Source organism: Citrobacter sp. CK194, from assembly GCF_030333395.1.
GTDB classification, from domain to species: Bacteria; Pseudomonadota; Gammaproteobacteria; order Enterobacterales; family Enterobacteriaceae; genus Citrobacter_B; species Citrobacter_B koseri.
This window is the reverse complement of sequence record NZ_JAOWGA010000012.1, coordinates 384,742-404,172: the sequence shown is the minus strand read 5'-3', so window position 1 is coordinate 404,172 and position 19,431 is coordinate 384,742. Positions and strand designations below refer to the sequence as shown.

The following is a 19,431-nucleotide window of genomic DNA, read 5'->3' as shown; positions in this document are numbered from 1 at the left end:
CGTGCTGAATCTTATTGAAAAGGGCAGGAATACGCGCGGCAAGCCGCCGGACAAAATTAAATATGCCGGCGGCACTGCCGATAGTTAGACCTCTGACAATACCTGCATAGTAAAAGGCAACAAATGTTCAAACGAATCAAAGTTATAACCTTACTGATTATCGTGTTACTCGCCCTCGGCGCGATGCAGCTTATTTCGGCGGGCGTTTTTATCAGCGCGCTTAATAACGATAAGCAAAATTTTACCGTATCGCAGCGTTCCAGCCAGAACGTCGCGGAGTTTACCGATGCCTGGATCAGCCTGAACCAGGCGCGCGTCACGCTTAACCGCGGCATGTTGCGCCTGCAAAGTAGCATGGCCAATGAGATCAACGGCGGTCAGCTAAATGAACTGGTGAAGACGGCGAATGCCCTGCTGGCTGATGCGCAGCGTCATTACGATAAATACTACGCGCTGCCAGAAACGCCGGGGCTGGATGAACACCTGGCCGACCGTCTGGAAGAGCAGTACGGCATCTACTCCGCGACGCTGGCGAAAATGAATACCTTCCTTGCCGCAGGACAACTGGAAGAGATGTTCAAACAGAATGCGGAACAAAAACAGACGGCGATGCAGGACGTGTACCTGGAATGGCGTGCCGCGCAGGCCGAACTGACGAACGCGGGCATTCAACAAAATGAACAGGACTACCAGCGCATTCTGTGGATTCTGGCGGCCGTTATGCTGGCGGTTGTCGCGGTGATTGTGATTAGCTGGCTGGCAATGCAGCGTGTCTTACTTAAACCGTTGCATGATGTTATGGAACATATCCGCCATATTGCGGCAGGCGACCTGACGCGCAATATCCATACCGAAGGCAGTAATGAAATGGCGCTGCTGGCGCATAACGTACATGAGATGCAGCAGGCGCTGGCGAACACGGTCAGCGTGGTACGTGAAGGCGCTGACACGATCTATACCGGTGCGGGTGAAATTGCGACAGGCAGTAGCGATCTCTCTTCGCGTACTGAACAGCAGGCCGCATCGCTGGAAGAGACTGCCGCCAGTATGGAACAACTCACCGCAACCGTGAGACAGAACGCCGACAACGCGCGCCAGGCGTCCAGCCTGGCGAAAAATGCCTCTGAGACGGCGCAAAAGGGCGGCAACGTAGTGGACGGCGTTGTGCGCACGATGGATGAAATTGCCACCAGCTCCAGCAAAATCGCGCAGATCACCAGCGTTATCGACGGTATCGCATTCCAGACCAATATCCTGGCGCTGAACGCGGCGGTGGAAGCCGCTCGCGCGGGCGAACAGGGCCGTGGCTTCGCGGTGGTCGCTGGCGAGGTGCGCACGCTGGCGCAGCGTAGCGCGCAGGCGGCGAAAGAGATCAAAACGCTGATTGATGACTCCGGTAATCGGGTCAGCGCGGGTTCCGCGCTGGTGCATGAAGCGGGGGAAACGATGGTGGAAATTGTCAGTGCGGTAACGCGTGTGACCGACATCATGGGGGAGATTGCCTCTGCATCTGATGAACAAAGTCGCGGCATTGACCAGGTTGGCCTGGCGGTGGCGGAGATGGATCGCGTGACGCAGCAGAACGCCGCGCTGGTGGAAGAGTCGGCGACTGCCGCCGTAGCGCTTGAAGAGCAGGCGGCACGTCTGACCCAGACGGTAGCGGTGTTTAAAGTTTAACCTCTGCTCCGGCCTACAGGATAATATCTTGTCGGCCGGATTAGCGCAGCGCCATCCGGCACATTATGATTGTGAAACCACGACGACGCCGGGTTTCTGCGGCCTGGCTCTGACGGCTATCACCACCCCAACAATCAGCAGCGCAATGCCGCTTACCGTCAGCAGCGGTGGAAATTCCTGGCGCAGTATAAAGGTGTACAACAGGCCAGCCAGCGTTTCGAACACGATCAAGGGCCCCAGAATCACCGTCGGCAGCTTTTGACTGGCGACGTTCCAGCATAGCGCCCCCACCCATGAACAGAGCACGGCAATGGCGACCATCAGGGCGACAAAGACATCCGGCCGGGGGCCAAAGGGGAGAGGAAAGCCGGGCATCTGCTTACCCAACCAGATGCAGGCCGCGACATAACCCAGCAGCGAAACGGGAAGCGTCACTAGCGCCTGTGCTGTTGCCCACATCATCGGATGTTTATCCGGGTTTTCCCGCAGCCAGCGGGCATTACGCAACGCGTACCATGCCCAGCACACAACGGAAACCAGCGCCAGCGCGATACCTGAACCGTAGCGCCAGCCGCTAAACTCCGGCAGCCCCTGATTCAGCTCCGCAATATTGACGCACAGCAGGCCAACGCCGATGAGCGCCAGCGCAGGCGCCAGACGCCGCCAGGATAACTTACCATCTCGCTGGCTGTAGAGCAGGTTGGCAAACACCGGGATCACCACCGGCAACGTGCCGATGATCATGGTAGAAACAGGGGCTCCCGTGCGCTGGATGGCGCTCGCCAGGCAGACGTAATAGATCAGATTGCCCATCATCGTCAGCGCGAGTGCGGTTATCCAGTCTTTGCGCGTCAACTGGCGCAGGCGCGCACGCCCCAGCCACGCCAGGGGCACAGCAATTAACCCCAGCGCCAGATAGCGCCCCATCGACTGCAATACCGCCGGATACTCCGGTACGATCAACGGTCCGACAAAAATCAGTCCCCACATTAACCCTGCCAGCAGGGCATACAACACGCCGCTAATCATCGTTGATATCCACATCGTTTCACATTGCGAAAAGTGTAGGCAGGAGAAATGCGCCAGTATTGTATGAGATTGCGCATTAGCGCGGATAAACCTGTTTTTGATAACGCACTGGCGTAATGCCGTAGCGATGGGTAAAGGCGCGCGTGAGATGAGATTGATCGGTTAGCCCGGTGGCGGCCGCCACATCCGCTGCGGGCATCCCGAGCGTGAGAAACGCCTTTGCCCGCCACAGACGGATCGCCATCAGCATTTGGTGCGGCGTAACGTGGAAATGGGCCTTGAACTGACGCTGAAAATGCCAGGGGCTTAATGAGGCGACCCGCGCCAGTTCGTCAAGCGTGACCGGATGCATGTAGTTGTCGTGCAGGTAGTCCCGCACGCGCTCAAAGCGATGCCCGCCTTCCCGCACTTCCGGCGCATGGCGCGCCAGCGGCTGGAAGGTGTCGATCAGATCGAGCAGCAGCCCTTTTTGCGCCAGCGGATCGTCGGTATGCCACAGGCCGTGGATCAGCGTGCAGATCTGGCGTGAGCGCAGCGGATCGTGGCGCGTGACCTCATGAAACCACCAGTGACGAACCCCGGTCACTTCTTCCAGCAGATCGGGATCGAGATAAATCATCCGATAGCGCCAGCCGTCGGCGGTTTCCGCTTCGCCGGTATGCAGCTCATCGGGATTCATGGTGACAACGGAGTGAACGGGGGCAACGTACTGCGTGCCGCGATAGCGAAAGCGTTCGGCGCCGGCTTCAATCGCGCCGATACCGAAGGCTTCGTGGGTATGAGGCTCGAAAGCGTAACGCGAGATATGCGCATGATACAGCTCAACCCCCGGCACCTGCGCCAGATGGCGAAAGCGGGCGCTGTCTTTCTCATCGCTAAACTGTTCGGGTACGCCTTGCACGTTGTCTCTCCCTGAAAGCCATCTGTTCATTATCAGAGATGGCCAGCAGGGATGCCACAACAATTAACCTGTTTTTAACACTTACAGGATGCTTTTGACGCTTTCCGCCAGCGAGGTTGTCGGGCGACCGATCAGTGCGCTCAGAGTATGGCTGTCGTCAAACAGGCCGCCTTTTGCGGCGCCCGCGTCAGAATCAGCCAGCATATCCGCCAGACCCGCTGGCAGGCCCACGCCTTTCAGCGCGGCGGCGAAATCGGCTTCATTCAGGTTCTGATAGACGACCTTTTTCCCGCTCTGTTTTGCCAGTTCGGCGGCTAACTGGCTCAGCGTCCAGCCTTCGTCGCCTGCCAGTTCATACACTTTACCGGCATGGCCTTCTTCGCTGATGACGCGAGCGGCTGCGGCAGCGTAATCGGCACGGGTTGCAGAGGCGATTTTGCCTTCTCCGGCCGCGCCGATAAAGACGCCGTGCTCCAGGGCCGCTGGCGCGCTCGCCAGGTAATTTTCGGTGTACCAGCCGTTGCGCAGCAGGGCGTAAGGAATGCCTGAATCCGCCAGCATTTTTTCGGTTTCCACATGTTCAACATGCAGGCCCAGCGGGGAACGGTCTGCGTGCAGCAGGCTGGTATAGGCAATGAATTTCACGTTTGCGGCTATTGCCGCGTTAATCACGTTGCGGTGCTGAGCGGCACGTTGCCCGACTTCGCTTGATGAGATCAGTAGCAATCTGTCGATGCCCTGCAACGCTGCCGTGAACGCGGATTCGTCGCTGTAGTCCGCCTGGCGTACGGTAACGCCCAGTCGGGTTAGCGCGTCAGCTTTCGCGGGGTTACGGACAATCGCCGCAATCTGGCTGGCAGGAACGGTTTTCAGTAAGGTATCGATAACGTGTTGGCCCAGTTGGCCGGTCGCGCCGGTAATTGCAATCATGGGGGATCTCCCTGTGTTCGTCTTGTGTTTCATTAAGCTAGCACTTAAACTTACTTTTAGTAAGTACGTACAAAAAGGTAAGTGTAAAGATGACGAACCCGACGCTTTCTCAGCAGCTTCGCGATGGCAATTTGTTTGCCGAGCAGTGTCCTTCTCGCGAGGTGTTAAAGCATGTCACCAGCCGCTGGGGCGTATTAATTCTCGTGGCGTTGCGTGATGGAACGCTCCGCTTCAGCGATTTACGCCGCAAGATGGGCGGCGTGAGTGAAAAAATGCTGGCGCAGTCATTACAGGCGCTGGAGCAGGATGGATTTATTCATCGTGTGTCGTACCCGGTGGTGCCGCCGCATGTGGAGTACAGTCTGACGACGCTGGGTGAACAGGTGAGTGAGAAGGTCGCCGCGCTGGCGGACTGGATCGAGCTCAATTTGCCGCAGGTGCTGGCACAGCGGAAAGAGCGAGCGGCATAACGGCTTGCCGGATGGTGCTGCGCTTATCCGGCCTACGGCGTGTCGATCGCATAGGCCGGGTAAGGCGAAGCCGCCACCCGGCGTGGTTTTACTTACTCAAATCCAGCTGATAAATCGCAAAGCCGATGTCATCGGTAGCGACTTTATTCATCGGATATTGTCCCTTCTCTTTGATAAACGCGGCAGCCTTGTCGGACGGCGAGGTTTCGAAGCGGATATCCAGTTTCGTGTCGCTGTGAACTGGCGCCAGACGCCAGTTGTTGTCCGCCGCCGGGTGGATTTCCCCCGCACGCTTCGACTCCGCGCCAATCCACGCCGCCAGCACGGAGCGGTTCTCATCCGGTGATGCAAAAGCGATGTGGCTGTCGCCCGTACCGGCAAATTTGCCGCCGTAGGCGCGATAGTTATTGGTCGCGACCAGGAACATGGCGTTCGGATCGACAGGCTTGCCGTTGAAGGTCAGATTTTTAATACGTTCCGCTTGCGGATTCACCGTCTGGCATTCGCCGTCGTAGCGCGCAGGCTGCGACACATCAATCTGATACTCCACGCCGTCAATCACATCAAAGTTATAGGTGCGAAAACTGTCCCAGTTGATCAATGACTGCGGTTTACTGCTGTGGACATCAATCTGATTGAACTGCCCGGCGGAACATTCCAGCCACTCTTTTACCTCTTTGCCGCTGGCTTTTACGACGACCAGCGTATTCGGATAGAGGTAAAGATCGGCGGCGTTGCGGAAGGTAAGCTGACCTTTTTCCACTTCAACAAAGCTGGCAGGATCGTTTTTACGTCCACCGACTTTAAACGGCGCAGCGGCAGAGAGCACCGGCAGTTTCGCCAGGTCCGGGTCGCCCTGAATAAAGTGTTCGACATACGCTTTCTGCGCGTTGTTCACCACCTGCACGGTAGGATCGTCCTGCACCAGCGCCAGGTAGCTGTACATGTTATCGGCGGACTTACCGATCGGTTTGCTAACAAACTCGCGGGTGGCATCGTGGTCGGCTTTCAGGATACCCACCAGTTTTTTATCTTCTGCGGCCAGCGATTTTTTCGCGGCGGCATCGTAAATGGGCCGCGCTTCGGCTTTCGCATCGGTCACCTGCCATTTGCCGCTGTCGTTGTTGAGCACCAGATCCACCACGCCCAGATGATCGCCCCACATACCCGGCATGACCGCCGGTACCCCGTTAAGCGTACCTTTTGCGATATCCGCGCCGTTGATATCGGCAAAATCTTTGGAAGGGAAGACCGCGTGCGCATGGCCGAACATGATGGCGTCAACGCCGGGGACTTCGCTCAGGTAATACACGGAGTTTTCCGCCATTGTCTGGTACGGATCGGCAGAAAGCCCGGAGTGGGCAATCACCACCACAACGTCGGCGCCGTTGGCCCGCATCTCCGGCACATACTGACGAGCGGTTTCGGTAATGTCGTTGACGGTGACTTTGCCGCTCAGGTTGGCTTTATCCCAGGTCATAATCTGCGGAGGGACAAAACCGATATAGCCAATTTTCAGCGTCTGCGTGTTGCCCTCTTTATCGACCACGTCAGTCTCTTTGATCAGATAAGGCGTAAACAGCGGCTTTTTGGTCTTAACGTCGATGATATTGGCATTCACGTAAGGGAATTTCGCGCCCGCCAGCGCCTTATGCAGATAGTCCAGACCGTAGTTAAATTCATGGTTACCGAGGTTGCCGACCGCATAATCCAGCGTATTCAACGCCTTGTAGACAGGGTGAATATCACCAGCTTTCAGCCCCTTTGCCGCCATGTAATCGCCCAGCGGACTCCCCTGAATAAGATCGCCGTTATCGACCAGCACGCTATTTTTGACTTCATTTCTGGCGGCGTTAATTAAACTTGCTGTGCGTACCAGTCCGAATTTTTCGGTCGCTGTATCTTTGTAATAATCGAAATCCATCATGTTGCTATGCAAATCAGTGGTTTCCATAATCCGAAGATCGACGGTCGCCGCATTCACGCTGGCGGCGATCAGCGTGGCCAGGAGCGTTGCGCTAAACTTAATCATCAGGGGCATCCTTTTTTAGATCTGAAACACAAAAGAAAATGTATATAAGTCTTGTTGCTTACAGAACTGTGAATCATGACATGAATTCAGCCATTAAAACCGCAATCGCTATCACAGATGGCGGATTCATTTACGATGGGGTATAAGTAAAACAAAGAGTTAAACGCCACTGCCATAAACGAGGTGGAGAATGCTAGAACATGTATGCCAGCTTGCACGGAATGCGGGCGATGCCATTATGCAGGTCTACGATGGAATCAAACCGATTGAAATCACCAACAAGCAGGATGATTCTCCGGTTACTGCGGCGGATATTGCCGCCCACGCGGTGATACTGGAAGGGTTACAGGCGCTGACGCCGGATATCCCGGTTTTGTCGGAAGAAGATCCGCCCTCCTGGGATGTGCGCCAGCACTGGCAGCGCTACTGGCTGGTTGACCCGTTAGACGGCACCAAAGAGTTCATCAAACGTAACGGCGAGTTTACCGTCAATATTGCGCTGATTGATAAAGGTAAACCGGTTCTGGGCGTGGTCTACGCGCCCGTCATGAAAGTGATGTACAGCGCTGCGGAAGGAAAAGCCTGGAAAGAAGAGTGCGGCGTACGTAAACGGATTCAGGTGCGCGACGCGCGACCGCCGCTGGTGGTGATTAGCCGCTCCCATGCCGACAACGAGCTGCAAGAGTACCTGCAACAGCTGGGCGAGCATCAGACGACCTCCATCGGCTCATCGCTGAAGTTTTGTCTGGTGGCGGAAGGGCAGGCGCAGCTGTATCCGCGCTTTGGGCCGACCTGCGTCTGGGACACTGCCGCAGGCCATGCCGTTGCCGCTGCGGCCGGGGCGCACGTTCACAACTGGCAGGGGAAACCCCTGGACTATACCCCGCGTGAATCGTTCCTTAACCCCGGCTTCCGGGTCTCTATCTATTAATTATTCAGCAACTTATGCAGCAGGGCGATCACCTGCTGCACCTCTGCCGGGCTTAACCCGCCGTCTTTGGCATACTGAATACGCCCGTCTTTATCGAGCACCACAATGGCGGAGCTCTCTTCTTCAAGCTGCCATGCCTTACGCGCCACGCCATTGCTGTCGACAATAAATTGTGACCACGGATAAAGTTTTTTATTGCTCTCGATGCTGCTGCGCACAAACATGCTGGTGCCCGGAATCGCGTCGTCGGTGTTGACGATAGTGGTCGTCTGGTAGCGGTCATGCGGGAGATTCGCGGATTTAATCGCTTCTATCAGCGCGGCGTTTTTCTCTTTCGCTGCCGTTCGTCCGGCGATGTGCTGCAACACCCGAACTTTCCCGGGGAGCTGCGCGCTATTCCAGCTTTTGTAGCTAAACTTGTTGTTATCAAGAATCAGTTCGCCGCGATCGGCGATCCCAATCGGTGATACGCGCTGATGGGTTTCAAAGTTATGCGCGGAGGCCATCATCGGCAGTAACAGGCACGACAGCGCCAGCAGTTTACGTAAGGTCATGGGGTTTCCTTCTTTATTTTTTGCAGGTGATCCGACCACTTGGGTCTGAGGTTTAATCATATGTGCGAATGATGCTTTTTCCCGCAAGCGTGATGCCAGTTTGCGGACGGGCGCACAAATCCTGCGAAAAATGAAGACTTATACTGAAGACAGCGAATCGGTGAATAGATAATTCTGAATAACTGTAATGAAAAGGTAAATAAACTTATACACACTGGAAACATCGTAGAGATAGTCTATAGTCATATGGCATTAAAATTTGCGCCTTAGAACAGCTGGGCCGAATGTGGCACCGCAAAGGCGTAACGCTCAGCAGGAGATAACAATGAAAATTTTCCAACGGTACAACCCGCTACAGGTGGCGAAGTACGTGAAGATCCTGTTCCGTGGACGGTTATATATCAAGGACGTTGGCGCTTTTGAGTTTGATAAGGGCAAGATTCTTATCCCAAAAGTGAAGGATAAGCAGCATTTGTCTGTGATGTCCGAAGTTAACCGTCAGGTTCTGCGTCTGCAAACTGAGATGGCTTAACCAAAGTGCTATGCAGTAGTTTAAAGTAGTATAAAAAAACGGCTCCCAATGGGAGCCGTTGATGTTTCCAGGGCCGGGCATTTATGCCGGGCCTTCTTCTTTCTCTTTGCTATCCGGCAGTTTAGGGACCAGGATGCTGGTTTTGGTGTCGAGGCGCGTTACCAGTAGCTGATCGATACGGTAGTTGTCGATATCCACCACCTCAAATTTATAACCCGAGAACTTCACCGAGTCGGTGCGTTTCGGGATTTTACGCAGCATAAACATCATAAAGCCGCCGATGGTCTCGTAGTTGCCGGACTGCGGGAACTCGTCGATATCCAGCACGCGCATGACGTCGTCAATCGGCGTTCCGCCGTCGATCAGCCAGGAGTTTTCATCGCGCGCCACGATTTGTTCTTCCAGACCCTGGCCGACCAGGTCGCCCATCAGCGTGGTCATCACGTCGTTCAGCGTGATAATCCCGACCACCAGCGCGTATTCGTTCATGATCACCGCGAAGTCTTCCCCCGCCGTCTTAAAGCTTTCCAGCGCTTCAGAGAGGGTCAGGGTGTCCGGCACGATTAATGTGTTGCGGATCTGCACGCCGCTGTTAAGCGCCATACTCTGGTTTGCCAGAACGCGGTTGAGCAGATCTTTAGAATCAACGTAGCCGATGATGTGGTCGATATCTTCATTACACACCAGGAATTTTGAGTGCGGATGCTCCGCGACTTTATTTTTCAGGCTTTGCTCATCTTCGTGCAGATCGAACCAGATGATGTTTTCACGCGATGTCATGGAAGACGGCACGGTACGTGATTCCAGCTCAAACACGTTTTCAATCAGCTCGTGTTCCTGCTTACGCAGCACGCCAGCAAGCGCCCCGGCTTCCACGACGGCGTAAATATCGTCCGAGGTGATATCGTCTTTACGCACCATCGGGATTTTAAACAGGCGGAAAATGCTGTTTGCCAGGCCGTTGAAGAACCACACTAAGGGGCGGAAAACGAACAGGCAGAAGCGCATCGGGTTGATGATACGCAAAGCCACGGCTTCTGGCGCAATCATACCGATGCGTTTCGGGGTTAAATCGGCGAACAGGATGAACATACCGGTAACTAACGAGAAGGAGAGCACGAAGCTTAACTGCTCGGAGAGTTCTGGCGACATATAGTTCGAGAACAACGAATGAAAGGCCGGAGAGAATGCGGCATCGCCGACGATACCGCCCAGAATGGCGACAGCGTTAAGGCCAATTTGCACCACGGTAAAAAACGTCCCGGGGTTTTCCTGCATTTTCAGGATGCGTTGCGCATTGATGTTGCCTTCATCAGCCAGCAACTTGAGTTTTATCTTTCGTGAAGCGGCAAGCGAGATCTCGGATATCGAGAAGAACGCACTCACAGCGATCAGGCAGAGTATAATTAAAATACTGTTTAACATATCTTATCCGACCGTTCAGGTCAGATCCTCGGAAGGGGAAGTTGATAAATCCGTGTGATATACACATTGAAAACCGGCCCGAAGGATGTGGGCCGGTAATTTCAGTCGCTAGTATAGCGTAAGGAACTGTAAAGCCGCCAGAGGCGCTGAATTAACCTTGCGGCGGTAAGCACACGCCGATCCCGCCAATGCCGCAATAGCCATACGGATTCTTGTGCAGATACTGCTGGTGATCGTCCTCGGCATAGTAAAACGGGGTGGCGGTGTTGATCTCGGTGGTGATGTGGCGATCGTCGTTTGCCGCAGTCATCGCGCTCTGGAAACGCGCCAGGCTGGCATGTGCGGCGGCGTTCTGCTCTGGCGTTAACGGATAAATCGCCGAGCGGTACTGCGTTCCGTGATCGTTGCCCTGCTGCATACCTTGCGCCGGATCGTGATTTTCCCAGAAGACCTGCAACAATTGTTCATAGCTGATAACCTGCGGATCGTAGACGACGCGTACCGCTTCGGCGTGGCCGGTTTGCCCGGAGCAGACTTCCCGATAGGTTGGGTTTGGCGTATAGCCGCCGGTGTATCCCGCTGCGGTGCTGTAAACGCCGGGTAATTGCCAGAACAAACGCTCGACGCCCCAGAAGCAACCCATGGCGAAGAGGGCAATTTCCATCCCTTCGGGCACGTTTGTCATTGAGTGTCCGTTTACCGCATGTAAAGTTGCCACTGGCATCGGGGTATTGCGTCCAGGTAGGGCATCTGCTTGTGAAACAAGATGCTTTTTATCAAATAAACTCATGGGCCATTCTCCCGAAATCAGTAATTGGGGTTAAGGTTGTAACGAGACGCGTCTTTGCACACAATAGTTACAGTGAATGCGTCTAGAGTAAACATAAGAAATATTTGGGTTGTCGTCTGTTTTTCAATCCCGGTTGTTGGGTTTTTGTTAAGCCGTGGAGCGGCATTGTGATTTCCTTCCAGGGGTGGGAATAAGGGATATTCAGGAGAAAACGTGCCATATATCCGTCAGTTATGCTGGGTTAGCTTACTGTGCTTAAGCGGTTCTGCCGTAGCCGCAAACGTCCGTTTACAGGTCGAGGGGTTATCGGGCGAGCTGGAAAAAAACGTTCGTGCGCAGTTGTCTACGATTCAAAGTGATGAAGTGACGCCGGACCGGCGTTTTCGCGCGCGCGTTGATGATGCCATCCGCGAAGGATTAAAAGCGCTGGGCTACTACGAGCCGACCATTGATTTTGAGCTGCGCCCGCCGCCGGAGAAGGGGCGTCAGGTCTTGCTCGCCAAAGTGACGCCAGGCGAACCGGTTCGCATCGGCGGAACAGAAGTGATTTTACGCGGCGGCGCGCGTACCGACAGGGATTATCTGGATTTGCTGAAAACGCGTCCGGCCATCGGAACCGTGCTGAATCATGGCGACTATGACGGCTTCAAAAAGTCATTAACCAGCGTGGCGCTACGTAAAGGCTATTTCGACAGTGAATTTAATAAAAGCCAGTTAGGCGTGTCGCTCGATCGTCATCAGGCGTTCTGGGACATCGATTACAACAGCGGCGAGCGCTATCGCTTTGGCCAGGTCACTTTCGAAGGTTCGCAGATTCGCGACGAGTATCTGCAAAACCTGATCCCGTTCAAAGAGGGAGATTACTACCAGTCGAAAGACCTGGCGGAACTGAACCGCCGTCTGTCGGCCACCGGCTGGTTTAACTCGGTCGTCGTCGCGCCTGAATTTGATAAAGCGCGCGAAACCAAAGTATTGCCGCTGCACGGCGTCATGTCTCCACGTACTGAAAACACCATTGAAACGGGCGTCGGCTACTCTACCGACGTCGGGCCGCGTGTGAAGGCGACGTGGAAAAAACCGTGGATGAACTCCTACGGCCACAGCCTGACCACCAGCGCCAGTATCTCCGCCCCGGAGCAGCAGGTCGATTTCAGCTATAAAATGCCGCTCTTAAAGAACCCGCTGGAACAATACTATCTGGTTCAGGGGGGGATTAAGCGCACCGATCTCAACGACACCGAAGCGGACTCCTCCACGCTTGCCGTTTCCCGCTACTGGGACCTTTCCAGCGGCTGGCAGCGCGCCATCAATCTGCGCTGGAGCCTCGACCACTTTACGCAGGGTAACGTCACCAACACCACCATGCTGCTCTATCCGGGCGTGATGATCAGCCGTACCCGATCGCGCGGCGGCCTGATGCCGACGTGGGGGGATTCCCAGCGTTATTCCATCGATTACTCGAACACCGCCTGGGGTTCGGACGTGGATTTCTCGGTATTTCAGGCGCAAAACGTCTGGATTCGCTCGCTGTACGATCGCCATCGCTTCGTGATGCGCGGCAATCTGGGTTGGATTGAGACCGGCGATTTCGACAAAGTGCCGCCGGATTTGCGTTTCTTCGCCGGTGGCGATCGCAGTATTCGCGGTTATAAATACAAATCTATCTCGCCGGAAGACAGCGACGGCAACCTGAAAGGGGCGTCGAAGCTGGTGACGGGCTCGCTGGAATACCAGTACAACGTGACCGGAAAATGGTGGGGGGCGATGTTCGTCGACAGCGGCGAAGCCGTCAGCGATATCCGTAAGAGCGACTTTAAAACCGGCGCCGGGGTTGGCGTGCGTTGGCAGTCTCCGGTCGGGCCGATCAAGCTCGATTTTGCCGTGCCGGTTGGTGACAAAGACGAACACGGTTTACAGTTTTACATCGGTCTGGGGCCTGAATTATGAGTTTATGGAAGAAAATAAGCCTCGGCGTACTGATTTTTATTCTGCTGCTGCTGGGAACCGTGGCGTTCCTGGTGGGCACCACGACGGGGCTGCATCTGGTCTTTAACGCGGCGAACCGCTGGGTGCCGGGGCTGGAGATAGGTCAGGTAACTGGCGGCTGGCGTGACCTGTCGCTGAAAAATATTCGTTACGATCAGCCCGGCGTGGCGGTGAATGCCGGTGAAATCCACCTGGCGGTGAAACTCGGCTGCCTGTGGGACAGCAGCCTGTGTGTTAACGATCTGTCGTTGAAGGACATCAACGTCGCCATCGACAGCAAAAAAATGCCGCCTTCCGAACCGGTGGAGGAAGAAGAGGACAGCGGGCCGCTGAATCTTTCCACGCCGTATCCCATCACGCTTTCGCGCGTGGCGCTCAGCAATATCAATCTCAAAATTGATGATACGACCGTCTCGGTGATGGATTTCACCTCCGGCCTTAACTGGCAGGAGAAAACCCTGACTCTGAAGCCAACTTCGCTACAGGGACTGCTAATCGCGTTGCCAAAAGTGGCGGAAGTGGCGCAGGAAGAGGTGGTTGAACCGAAGATTGACCATCCCCAGCCGGATGAGAAGCCGCTTGGCGAGACGCTGAAAGATCTGTTCTCAAAGCCCGTGTTGCCGGAGATGGCCGATGTGAATCTGCCGCTCAACCTTAATATTGAGGAGTTTAAGGGCGAACAACTGCGCGTGACGGGCGATACTGACCTGACGGTGCGCAACATGCTGCTGAAAGTCAGCAGCATCGACGGCAATATGAAACTGGATGCGCTGGATATCGACGCCAACCAGGGCACCGTCAATGCGACCGGAACGGCGCAGTTGACCAACTCGTGGCCGGTGGATATCACCCTCAACAGCACGCTGAATATCGATCCGCTGAAAGGCGAAAAGGTGAAGCTGAAGGTAGGCGGCGCGCTGCGTGAACAGCTGGAGATCGGCATTAACCTCTCCGGGCCGGTGGATATGGATCTGCGCGCCCAGACGCGCCTCGCCGAGGCTGGGTTGCCGCTGAACGTCGAAGTGGCAAGCCGCCAGGTTTACTGGCCGTTTACCGGCGACAAGCAGTTCCAGGCCGACGATATCAAACTCAAACTTACCGGCAAGATGACCGACTACACGTTGTCGATGCGCACGGCGGTGAAAGGGCAGGACATTCCGCCCGCCACCATTACCCTGGATGCGAAAGGCAACGAACAGCAGATCAATCTCGATAAGCTCACCGTGGCGGCGCTGGAAGGGAAAACCGAGCTGAAAGCGCTGGTCGACTGGCAGCAGGCGATCAGCTGGCGCGGCGAACTGACGCTGGACGGCATCAACACGGCGAAAGAGATCCCGGACTGGCCTTCTACGCTTAATGGCCTGATCAAAACCCGGGGAAGCCTCTATGGCGGCAGCTGGCAGATGGATGTGCCTGAGCTGAAACTGACCGGTAACGTGAAGCAGAACAAGGTCAATGTTAACGGCTCTCTGAAGGGTAACAGCTACATGCAGTGGATCATTCCGGGTCTGCATCTGGAGCTGGGACGCAATAGCGCCGATGTGAAAGGCGAACTGGGCATTAAGGATCTCAATCTCGACGCCACGATTGATGCGCCGAATCTGGATAACGCGCTGCCGGGGCTGGGCGGTACCGCCAAAGGGCTGGTGAAGGTTCGTGGTACGGTCGATGCGCCGCAGCTGCTGGCGGATATCAACGCGCGCGGATTACGCTGGCAGGAGCTGTCGGTGGCGCAGGTGCGTGTGGAAGGGGACATCAAATCCACCGACCAGATCGCCGGGAATCTTGACGTTCGCGTTGAGCGGATTACGCAGCCGGACGTCAATATCAACCTCGTCACCCTGAATGCCAAAGGCAGCGAAAAGCAGCATGAACTGCAACTGCGGATTCAGGGCGAGCCGGTCTCCGGGCAGCTTGCGCTTGCGGGTAGTTTTGACCGTAAAGAAGCGCGCTGGAAAGGCACGCTCAGCAATACGCGCTTCCAGACGCCGGTGGGGCCGTGGTCGCTGACGCGCGCCATTGCGCTGGATTACCGTAACCAGGAACAGAAAATCAGCATCGGGCCGCACTGCTGGACGAACCCGAATGCGGAGCTGTGCGTACCGCAAACAATCGATGCCGGGGCAGAAGGACGGGCGGTGGTGAATCTCAACCGTTTCGATCTGGCGATGCTGAAGCCGTTTATGCCGGACGCCACGCAGGCCAGCGGCGTCTTTAGCGGGAAAGCGGATGTCGCGTGGGACACCACCAAAGAGGGGCTGCCGCAAGGGCAGGTCACGCTGTCGGGTCGTAACGTGAAGGTAACGCAACGGGTCAATGACGCGCCGTTACCGGTGGCTTTCGACACGCTGAACCTGAATGCCGATCTGCACAATAACCGGGCGCAGTTAGGCTGGATGATCCGTCTGACCAATAACGGCCAGTTCGACGGGCAGGTACAGATAACCGACCCGCAAGGGCGGCGTAATATTGGCGGTAACGTCAATATCCGCAACTTCAACCTGGCGATGGTCAACCCTGTCTTCTCGCGCGGCGAAAAAGCGGCGGGCATGTTGAACGCAAACCTGCGTCTGGGGGGCGACGTGCAAAGCCCACAGATGTTTGGTCAGCTACAGCTGAGCGGCCTGGATGTGGATGGCAACTTTATGCCGTTTGATATGCAGCCAAGCCAACTGGCGATGAATTTCAACGGTACGCGCTCAACTCTGCAAGGCGTGGTGCGCACGCAGCAGGGGCAAATTAATCTGAGCGGCGACGCCGACTGGAGCCAGATAGATAACTGGCGCGCCCGCGTGGCGGCGAAAGGCAGCCGCGTGCGTATCACCGTGCCGCCGATGGTGCGGCTGGATGTTTCCCCGGATGTGGTCTTTGAGGCGACGCCGAGCCTGTTCACGCTGGATGGACGTGTGGATGTGCCGTGGGCGCGTATCGTGGTGCATGAACTGCCGGAAAGCGCGGTAGGCGTCTCCAGCGATGAAGTCATGCTCAATAACGATCTACAGCCTGAAAATCCGCAGAGCGCGTCGATTCCGATCAACAGCAACCTGATTGTCCACGTAGGGAACAACGTCCGCATGGATGCGTTTGGCCTGAAAGCGCGTCTGACCGGCGACCTGAAAGTTGCGCAGGATAAACAGGGACTGGGGCTTAACGGGCAGATCAATATTCCTGACGGGCGCTTCCATGCGTATGGTCAGGATCTGATCGTGCGTAAGGGGGAACTGCTGTTCTCTGGCCCGCCGGATCAGCCACTGCTCAACATCGAGGCGATTCGTAATCCTGAATCGACGGAGAACGACGTCATTGCCGGGGTGCGCGTGACCGGCACCGCAGATGAGCCGAAAGCGGAAATCTTCTCCGACCCGGCGATGTCCCAGCAGGAGGCGCTATCTTACCTGCTGCGCGGCCAGGGGCTGGAGAGCGATCAGAGCGACAGTGCGGCGATGACCTCAATGCTTGTTGGTCTGGGGGTTGCACAAAGTGGTCAGGTTGTGGGTAAAATCGGGGAGACATTTGGCGTAAGCAATCTGGCGCTGGACACGCAAGGGGTGGGCGACTCATCCCAGGTTGTGGTCAGCGGATATGTGCTGCCAGGTCTGCAAGTGAAATATGGTGTGGGTATATTTGACTCTTTGGCGACGCTCACGTTACGTTATCGCCTGATGCCTAAGCTATATCTGGAAGCAGTGTCTGGCGTAGATCAGGCACTTGATTTGCTCTATCAGTTCGAGTTTTAGCAATGCGAATATTTGTTTACGGCAGTTTACGACGCAAACAGGGCAACAGCCACTGGATGACCAACGCCCAGTTGCTGGGCGATTACAGTATCGATAACTACCAGTTGTATAGCCTGGGCCACTATCCAGGCGCAGTTCCGGGAAACGGATCGGTACACGGTGAAGTTTATCGTATTGATAACGCCACGCTGGCCGAACTTGATGCCTTGCGCACCAGGGGCGGCGAATATGCACGCCAGTTAATCCAGACACCGTACGGAAGCGCATGGATGTATGTGTACCAACGTCCGGTCGAAGGGTTAACGCTGATTGAAAGCGGTAACTGGTTAGACAGAGACCAGTGCTGATAAAAAAACACGCCACCTTCGGGTGGCGTTGTTTTATGTGGTGCCATAATCATGCTGCGGATGCTTGATGGCGCTGCGTCCTTCACCACCGCCACTGGAGGTGGCTTAGGATGGATAAAAAAAAGACCCTCAATAAATGAGGATCTCCAATAGTGACGTTGGCCTTAACGCGAAAACGAACTTATTTCTTCGCTGCGCGCTCGAAGGAAGCAACGATTTCAGCTTTAGCCGCTTCAGCGTTGTCCCAGCCGTCAACTTTCACCCATTTGCCTTTTTCGAGGTCTTTGTAGTGCTCGAAGAAGTGCGTGATCTGCGCTTTCAGCAGTTCCGGCAGGTCGTTCACGTCGTTGATGTGATCGTATTCTTTGCTCAGTTTGGTGTGCGGTACGGCAACCAGCTTCGCATCTTCACCGGATTCGTCGGTCATTTTCAGAACGCCAACCGGACGGCAACGGATCACAGCACCCGGTTGCAGCGGATACGGCGTCGGGACCAGAACATCTACCGGATCGCCATCCAGAGACAGGGTGTTGTTGATGTAGCCGTAGTTGCACGGATAGAACATCGCGGTGGACATGAAGCGGTCAACGAACAGTGCGCCGCTCTCTTTGTCAACTTCGTATTTGATCGGATCTGCGTTAGCCGGGATCTCAATAACAACGTAGATATCTTCCGGCAGATCTTTACCCGCAGGGACGTTGAGTAAGCTCATGTCTGTTTCCTTTAAATATATATGGCAAACAAGTGGCGAGTATTATAGCCAACTCGCGCTGAAAGTCTCCGCTTGTTTTCGTCTTCTTTCCCCTCCGGCTGCGATTTTCAGACGGTTTACGTGACAGGAAAATCCATAACAACAGCTGCTTTTTTCATAGGCGAATGAAAGCGATTACAAAGTTGTGATTAACCTTTTATTTACTTTTTTGAAGTGTGATGTAACGCAATCCGTTACATCACCTATTGTCTATAGTTTTCCTCGCGAATGCTTTTCACCCAACAATAACCTGGGCTACGAGGACATCATTATGTGGAAGCGCTTACTTTTAGTCACAGCAGTTTCGGCAGCCATGTCGTCTATGGCAATGGCCGCCCCCTTAACCGTAGGATTTTCGCAGGTCGGCTCTGAGTCCGGCTGGCGCGCCGCCGAAACCAACGTGGCGAAGAGCGAGGCCGAAAAACGCGGCATCACGCTGAAAATTGCCGACGGTCAGCAAAAACAGGAAAACCAGATTAAAGCCGTACGCTCATTTGTCGCTCAGGGCGTGGACGCCATCTTTATTGCGCCAGTGGTCGCGACAGGCTGGGAACCGGTCTTAAAAGAAGCCAAAGATGCGGAAATTCCGGTCTTTCTGCTCGACCGCTCCATTGATGTTAAAGACAAATCGCTCTATATGACCACCGTCACCGCCGACAACGTGCTGGAAGGCAGATTGATCGGCGACTGGCTGGTAAAAGAGGTGGATGGTAAGCCGTGTAACGTTGTTGAGCTGCAAGGCACCGTCGGGGCCAGCGTGGCGATCGACCGTAAGAAAGGGTTTGCCGAAGCCATCGCCAAAGCGCCAAACATCAAAATCATCCGCTCTCAGTCTGGCGACTTTACCCGTAGTAAAGGGAAAGAGGTGATGGAGAGCTTTATCAAAGCGGAAAACAACGGCAAAAACATCTGCATGGTTTACGCCCATAACGACGACATGGTGATCGGCGCGATCCAGGCGATTAAAGAAGCGGGCCTGAAGCCGGGAAAAGATATTCTGACGGGCTCTATCGACGGCGTGCCGGATATCTATAAAGCGATGATTGATGGCGAAGCCAACGCCAGCGTTGAACTGACGCCGAACATGGCCGGGCCCGCTTTCGATGCGCTGGAGAAATACAAAAAAGACGGCACGATGCCTGAGAAGCTGACCATCACCAAATCGACGCTGTACCTGCCTGACACCGCAAAAGAAGAGTTAGAGAAGAAGAAAAACATGGGCTACTGATTTTGCTGTTGGTCTTCTGTAGGCCGGATAAGGCGTTACGCCGCCATCCGGCATTTATTGCCTGATGGCGCTGCGCTTATCAGGCCTACGGAAAGGCCGCGCTTTCGAACC

The 19,431-nt window shown here is 55.2% G+C and carries 16 protein-coding genes; 8 read left to right on the top strand and 8 right to left on the bottom strand.

The features are described 5' to 3' along the window. The first annotated feature begins 123 nt into the window (after positions 1 to 123). Positions 124 to 1,677 (top strand): methyl-accepting chemotaxis protein, encoded by a 1,554-nt coding sequence (locus OGX80_RS02575; RefSeq protein ID WP_110123664.1) that lies wholly within the window; start codon positions 124 to 126, stop codon positions 1,675 to 1,677. A 63-nt stretch (positions 1,678 to 1,740) separates the two neighbouring features. Here the strand turns inward: OGX80_RS02575 and OGX80_RS02570 are convergent, their stop codons facing one another. From OGX80_RS02570 to OGX80_RS02560, 3 genes are all read right to left on the bottom strand, one after another. Continuing rightward, positions 1,741 to 2,706, bottom strand: coding sequence for a DMT family transporter (locus OGX80_RS02570; RefSeq protein WP_047459435.1), 966 nt, complete (start codon positions 2,704 to 2,706; stop codon positions 1,741 to 1,743). Positions 2,707 to 2,782: 76 nt separating this feature from the next. Beyond that, a complete protein-coding gene (locus OGX80_RS02565; protein WP_047459432.1) occupies positions 2,783 to 3,607 on the bottom strand; it encodes an AraC family transcriptional regulator in 825 nt (274 codons plus the stop codon). A gap of 81 nt (positions 3,608 to 3,688) precedes the next feature. Then, positions 3,689 to 4,537, bottom strand: coding sequence for an SDR family oxidoreductase (locus OGX80_RS02560; protein WP_115182063.1), 849 nt, complete (start codon positions 4,535 to 4,537; stop codon positions 3,689 to 3,691). A gap of 89 nt (positions 4,538 to 4,626) precedes the next feature. On the opposite strand from OGX80_RS02560, the gene OGX80_RS02555 reads away from it, so the two are divergent. Beyond that, positions 4,627 to 5,007: a winged helix-turn-helix transcriptional regulator gene (locus OGX80_RS02555; RefSeq protein WP_115182062.1), complete on the top strand. Its 381-nt coding sequence runs from the start codon at positions 4,627 to 4,629 to the stop codon at positions 5,005 to 5,007. An 88-nt stretch (positions 5,008 to 5,095) separates the two neighbouring features. Here OGX80_RS02555 and OGX80_RS02550 read toward each other — a convergent pair whose 3' ends face one another. Then, positions 5,096 to 7,039, bottom strand: a complete 1,944-nt coding sequence (locus OGX80_RS02550; RefSeq protein ID WP_104867857.1) for a bifunctional 2',3'-cyclic-nucleotide 2'-phosphodiesterase/3'-nucleotidase — start codon at positions 7,037 to 7,039, stop codon at positions 5,096 to 5,098. Positions 7,040 to 7,229: 190 nt separating this feature from the next. Here OGX80_RS02550 and cysQ point away from each other — a divergent pair, with 190 nt between their 5' ends. Further along, the gene (cysQ, locus tag OGX80_RS02545; RefSeq protein ID WP_047459424.1) at positions 7,230 to 7,970 is read left to right on the top strand and encodes a 3'(2'),5'-bisphosphate nucleotidase CysQ; all 741 of its coding nucleotides are present in this window, start codon (positions 7,230 to 7,232) and stop codon (positions 7,968 to 7,970) included. Here cysQ and OGX80_RS02540 read toward each other — a convergent pair. Then, positions 7,967 to 8,524, bottom strand: a complete 558-nt coding sequence (locus OGX80_RS02540) for a YtfJ family protein (RefSeq protein WP_071257359.1) — start codon at positions 8,522 to 8,524, stop codon at positions 7,967 to 7,969. The two genes, cysQ and OGX80_RS02540, sit on opposite strands and share 4 nt — an antisense overlap. Before the next feature lie 325 nt (positions 8,525 to 8,849). On the opposite strand from OGX80_RS02540, the gene OGX80_RS02535 reads away from it, so the two are divergent. Continuing rightward, positions 8,850 to 9,056 carry a DUF1107 domain-containing protein gene (locus OGX80_RS02535; RefSeq protein WP_004857160.1) on the top strand — a complete coding sequence of 69 codons (207 nt, stop codon included), beginning with the start codon at positions 8,850 to 8,852 and terminating at the stop codon, positions 9,054 to 9,056. Positions 9,057 to 9,137: 81 nt separating this feature from the next. On the opposite strand, the gene paeA is transcribed toward OGX80_RS02535, so the two are convergent. Beyond that, entirely contained in the window at positions 9,138 to 10,481 is a 1,344-nt protein-coding gene (gene paeA, locus OGX80_RS02530) for a polyamine export protein PaeA (protein WP_012134390.1), read from the bottom strand. Positions 10,482 to 10,632: 151 nt separating this feature from the next. Next, positions 10,633 to 11,271 (bottom strand): peptide-methionine (S)-S-oxide reductase MsrA, encoded by a 639-nt coding sequence (gene msrA / locus OGX80_RS02525; RefSeq protein ID WP_024130782.1) that lies wholly within the window; start codon positions 11,269 to 11,271, stop codon positions 10,633 to 10,635. 213 nt (positions 11,272 to 11,484) lie between these two features. Here msrA and tamA point away from each other — a divergent pair, with 213 nt between their 5' ends. Genes tamA through OGX80_RS02510 form a run of 3 tightly spaced genes read left to right on the top strand, consistent with a single transcriptional unit; the run spans position 11,485 to position 17,341 of the window. Beyond that, on the top strand, positions 11,485 to 13,218 hold the full coding sequence (gene tamA, locus OGX80_RS02520; RefSeq protein ID WP_012134388.1) for an autotransporter assembly complex protein TamA: 1,734 nt from the start codon (positions 11,485 to 11,487) through the stop codon (positions 13,216 to 13,218). After that, positions 13,215 to 16,994 (top strand): autotransporter assembly complex protein TamB, encoded by a 3,780-nt coding sequence (gene tamB / locus OGX80_RS02515; protein WP_071257361.1) that lies wholly within the window; start codon positions 13,215 to 13,217, stop codon positions 16,992 to 16,994. The genes tamA and tamB overlap by 4 nt, the downstream gene beginning before the upstream one ends. A gap of 2 nt (positions 16,995 to 16,996) precedes the next feature. Then, the gene (locus OGX80_RS02510; RefSeq protein WP_012134386.1) at positions 16,997 to 17,341 is read left to right on the top strand and encodes a gamma-glutamylcyclotransferase family protein; all 345 of its coding nucleotides are present in this window, start codon (positions 16,997 to 16,999) and stop codon (positions 17,339 to 17,341) included. Between the two features lie 181 nt (positions 17,342 to 17,522). Here the strand turns inward: OGX80_RS02510 and ppa are convergent, their stop codons facing one another. After that, positions 17,523 to 18,053: an inorganic diphosphatase gene (gene ppa / locus OGX80_RS02505; RefSeq protein ID WP_012134382.1), complete on the bottom strand. Its 531-nt coding sequence runs from the start codon at positions 18,051 to 18,053 to the stop codon at positions 17,523 to 17,525. 310 nt (positions 18,054 to 18,363) lie between these two features. On the opposite strand from ppa, the gene ytfQ reads away from it, so the two are divergent. Continuing rightward, positions 18,364 to 19,320: a galactofuranose ABC transporter substrate-binding protein YtfQ gene (ytfQ, locus tag OGX80_RS02500; protein ID WP_012134381.1), complete on the top strand. Its 957-nt coding sequence runs from the start codon at positions 18,364 to 18,366 to the stop codon at positions 19,318 to 19,320. Positions 19,321 to 19,431 lie beyond the last annotated feature (111 nt).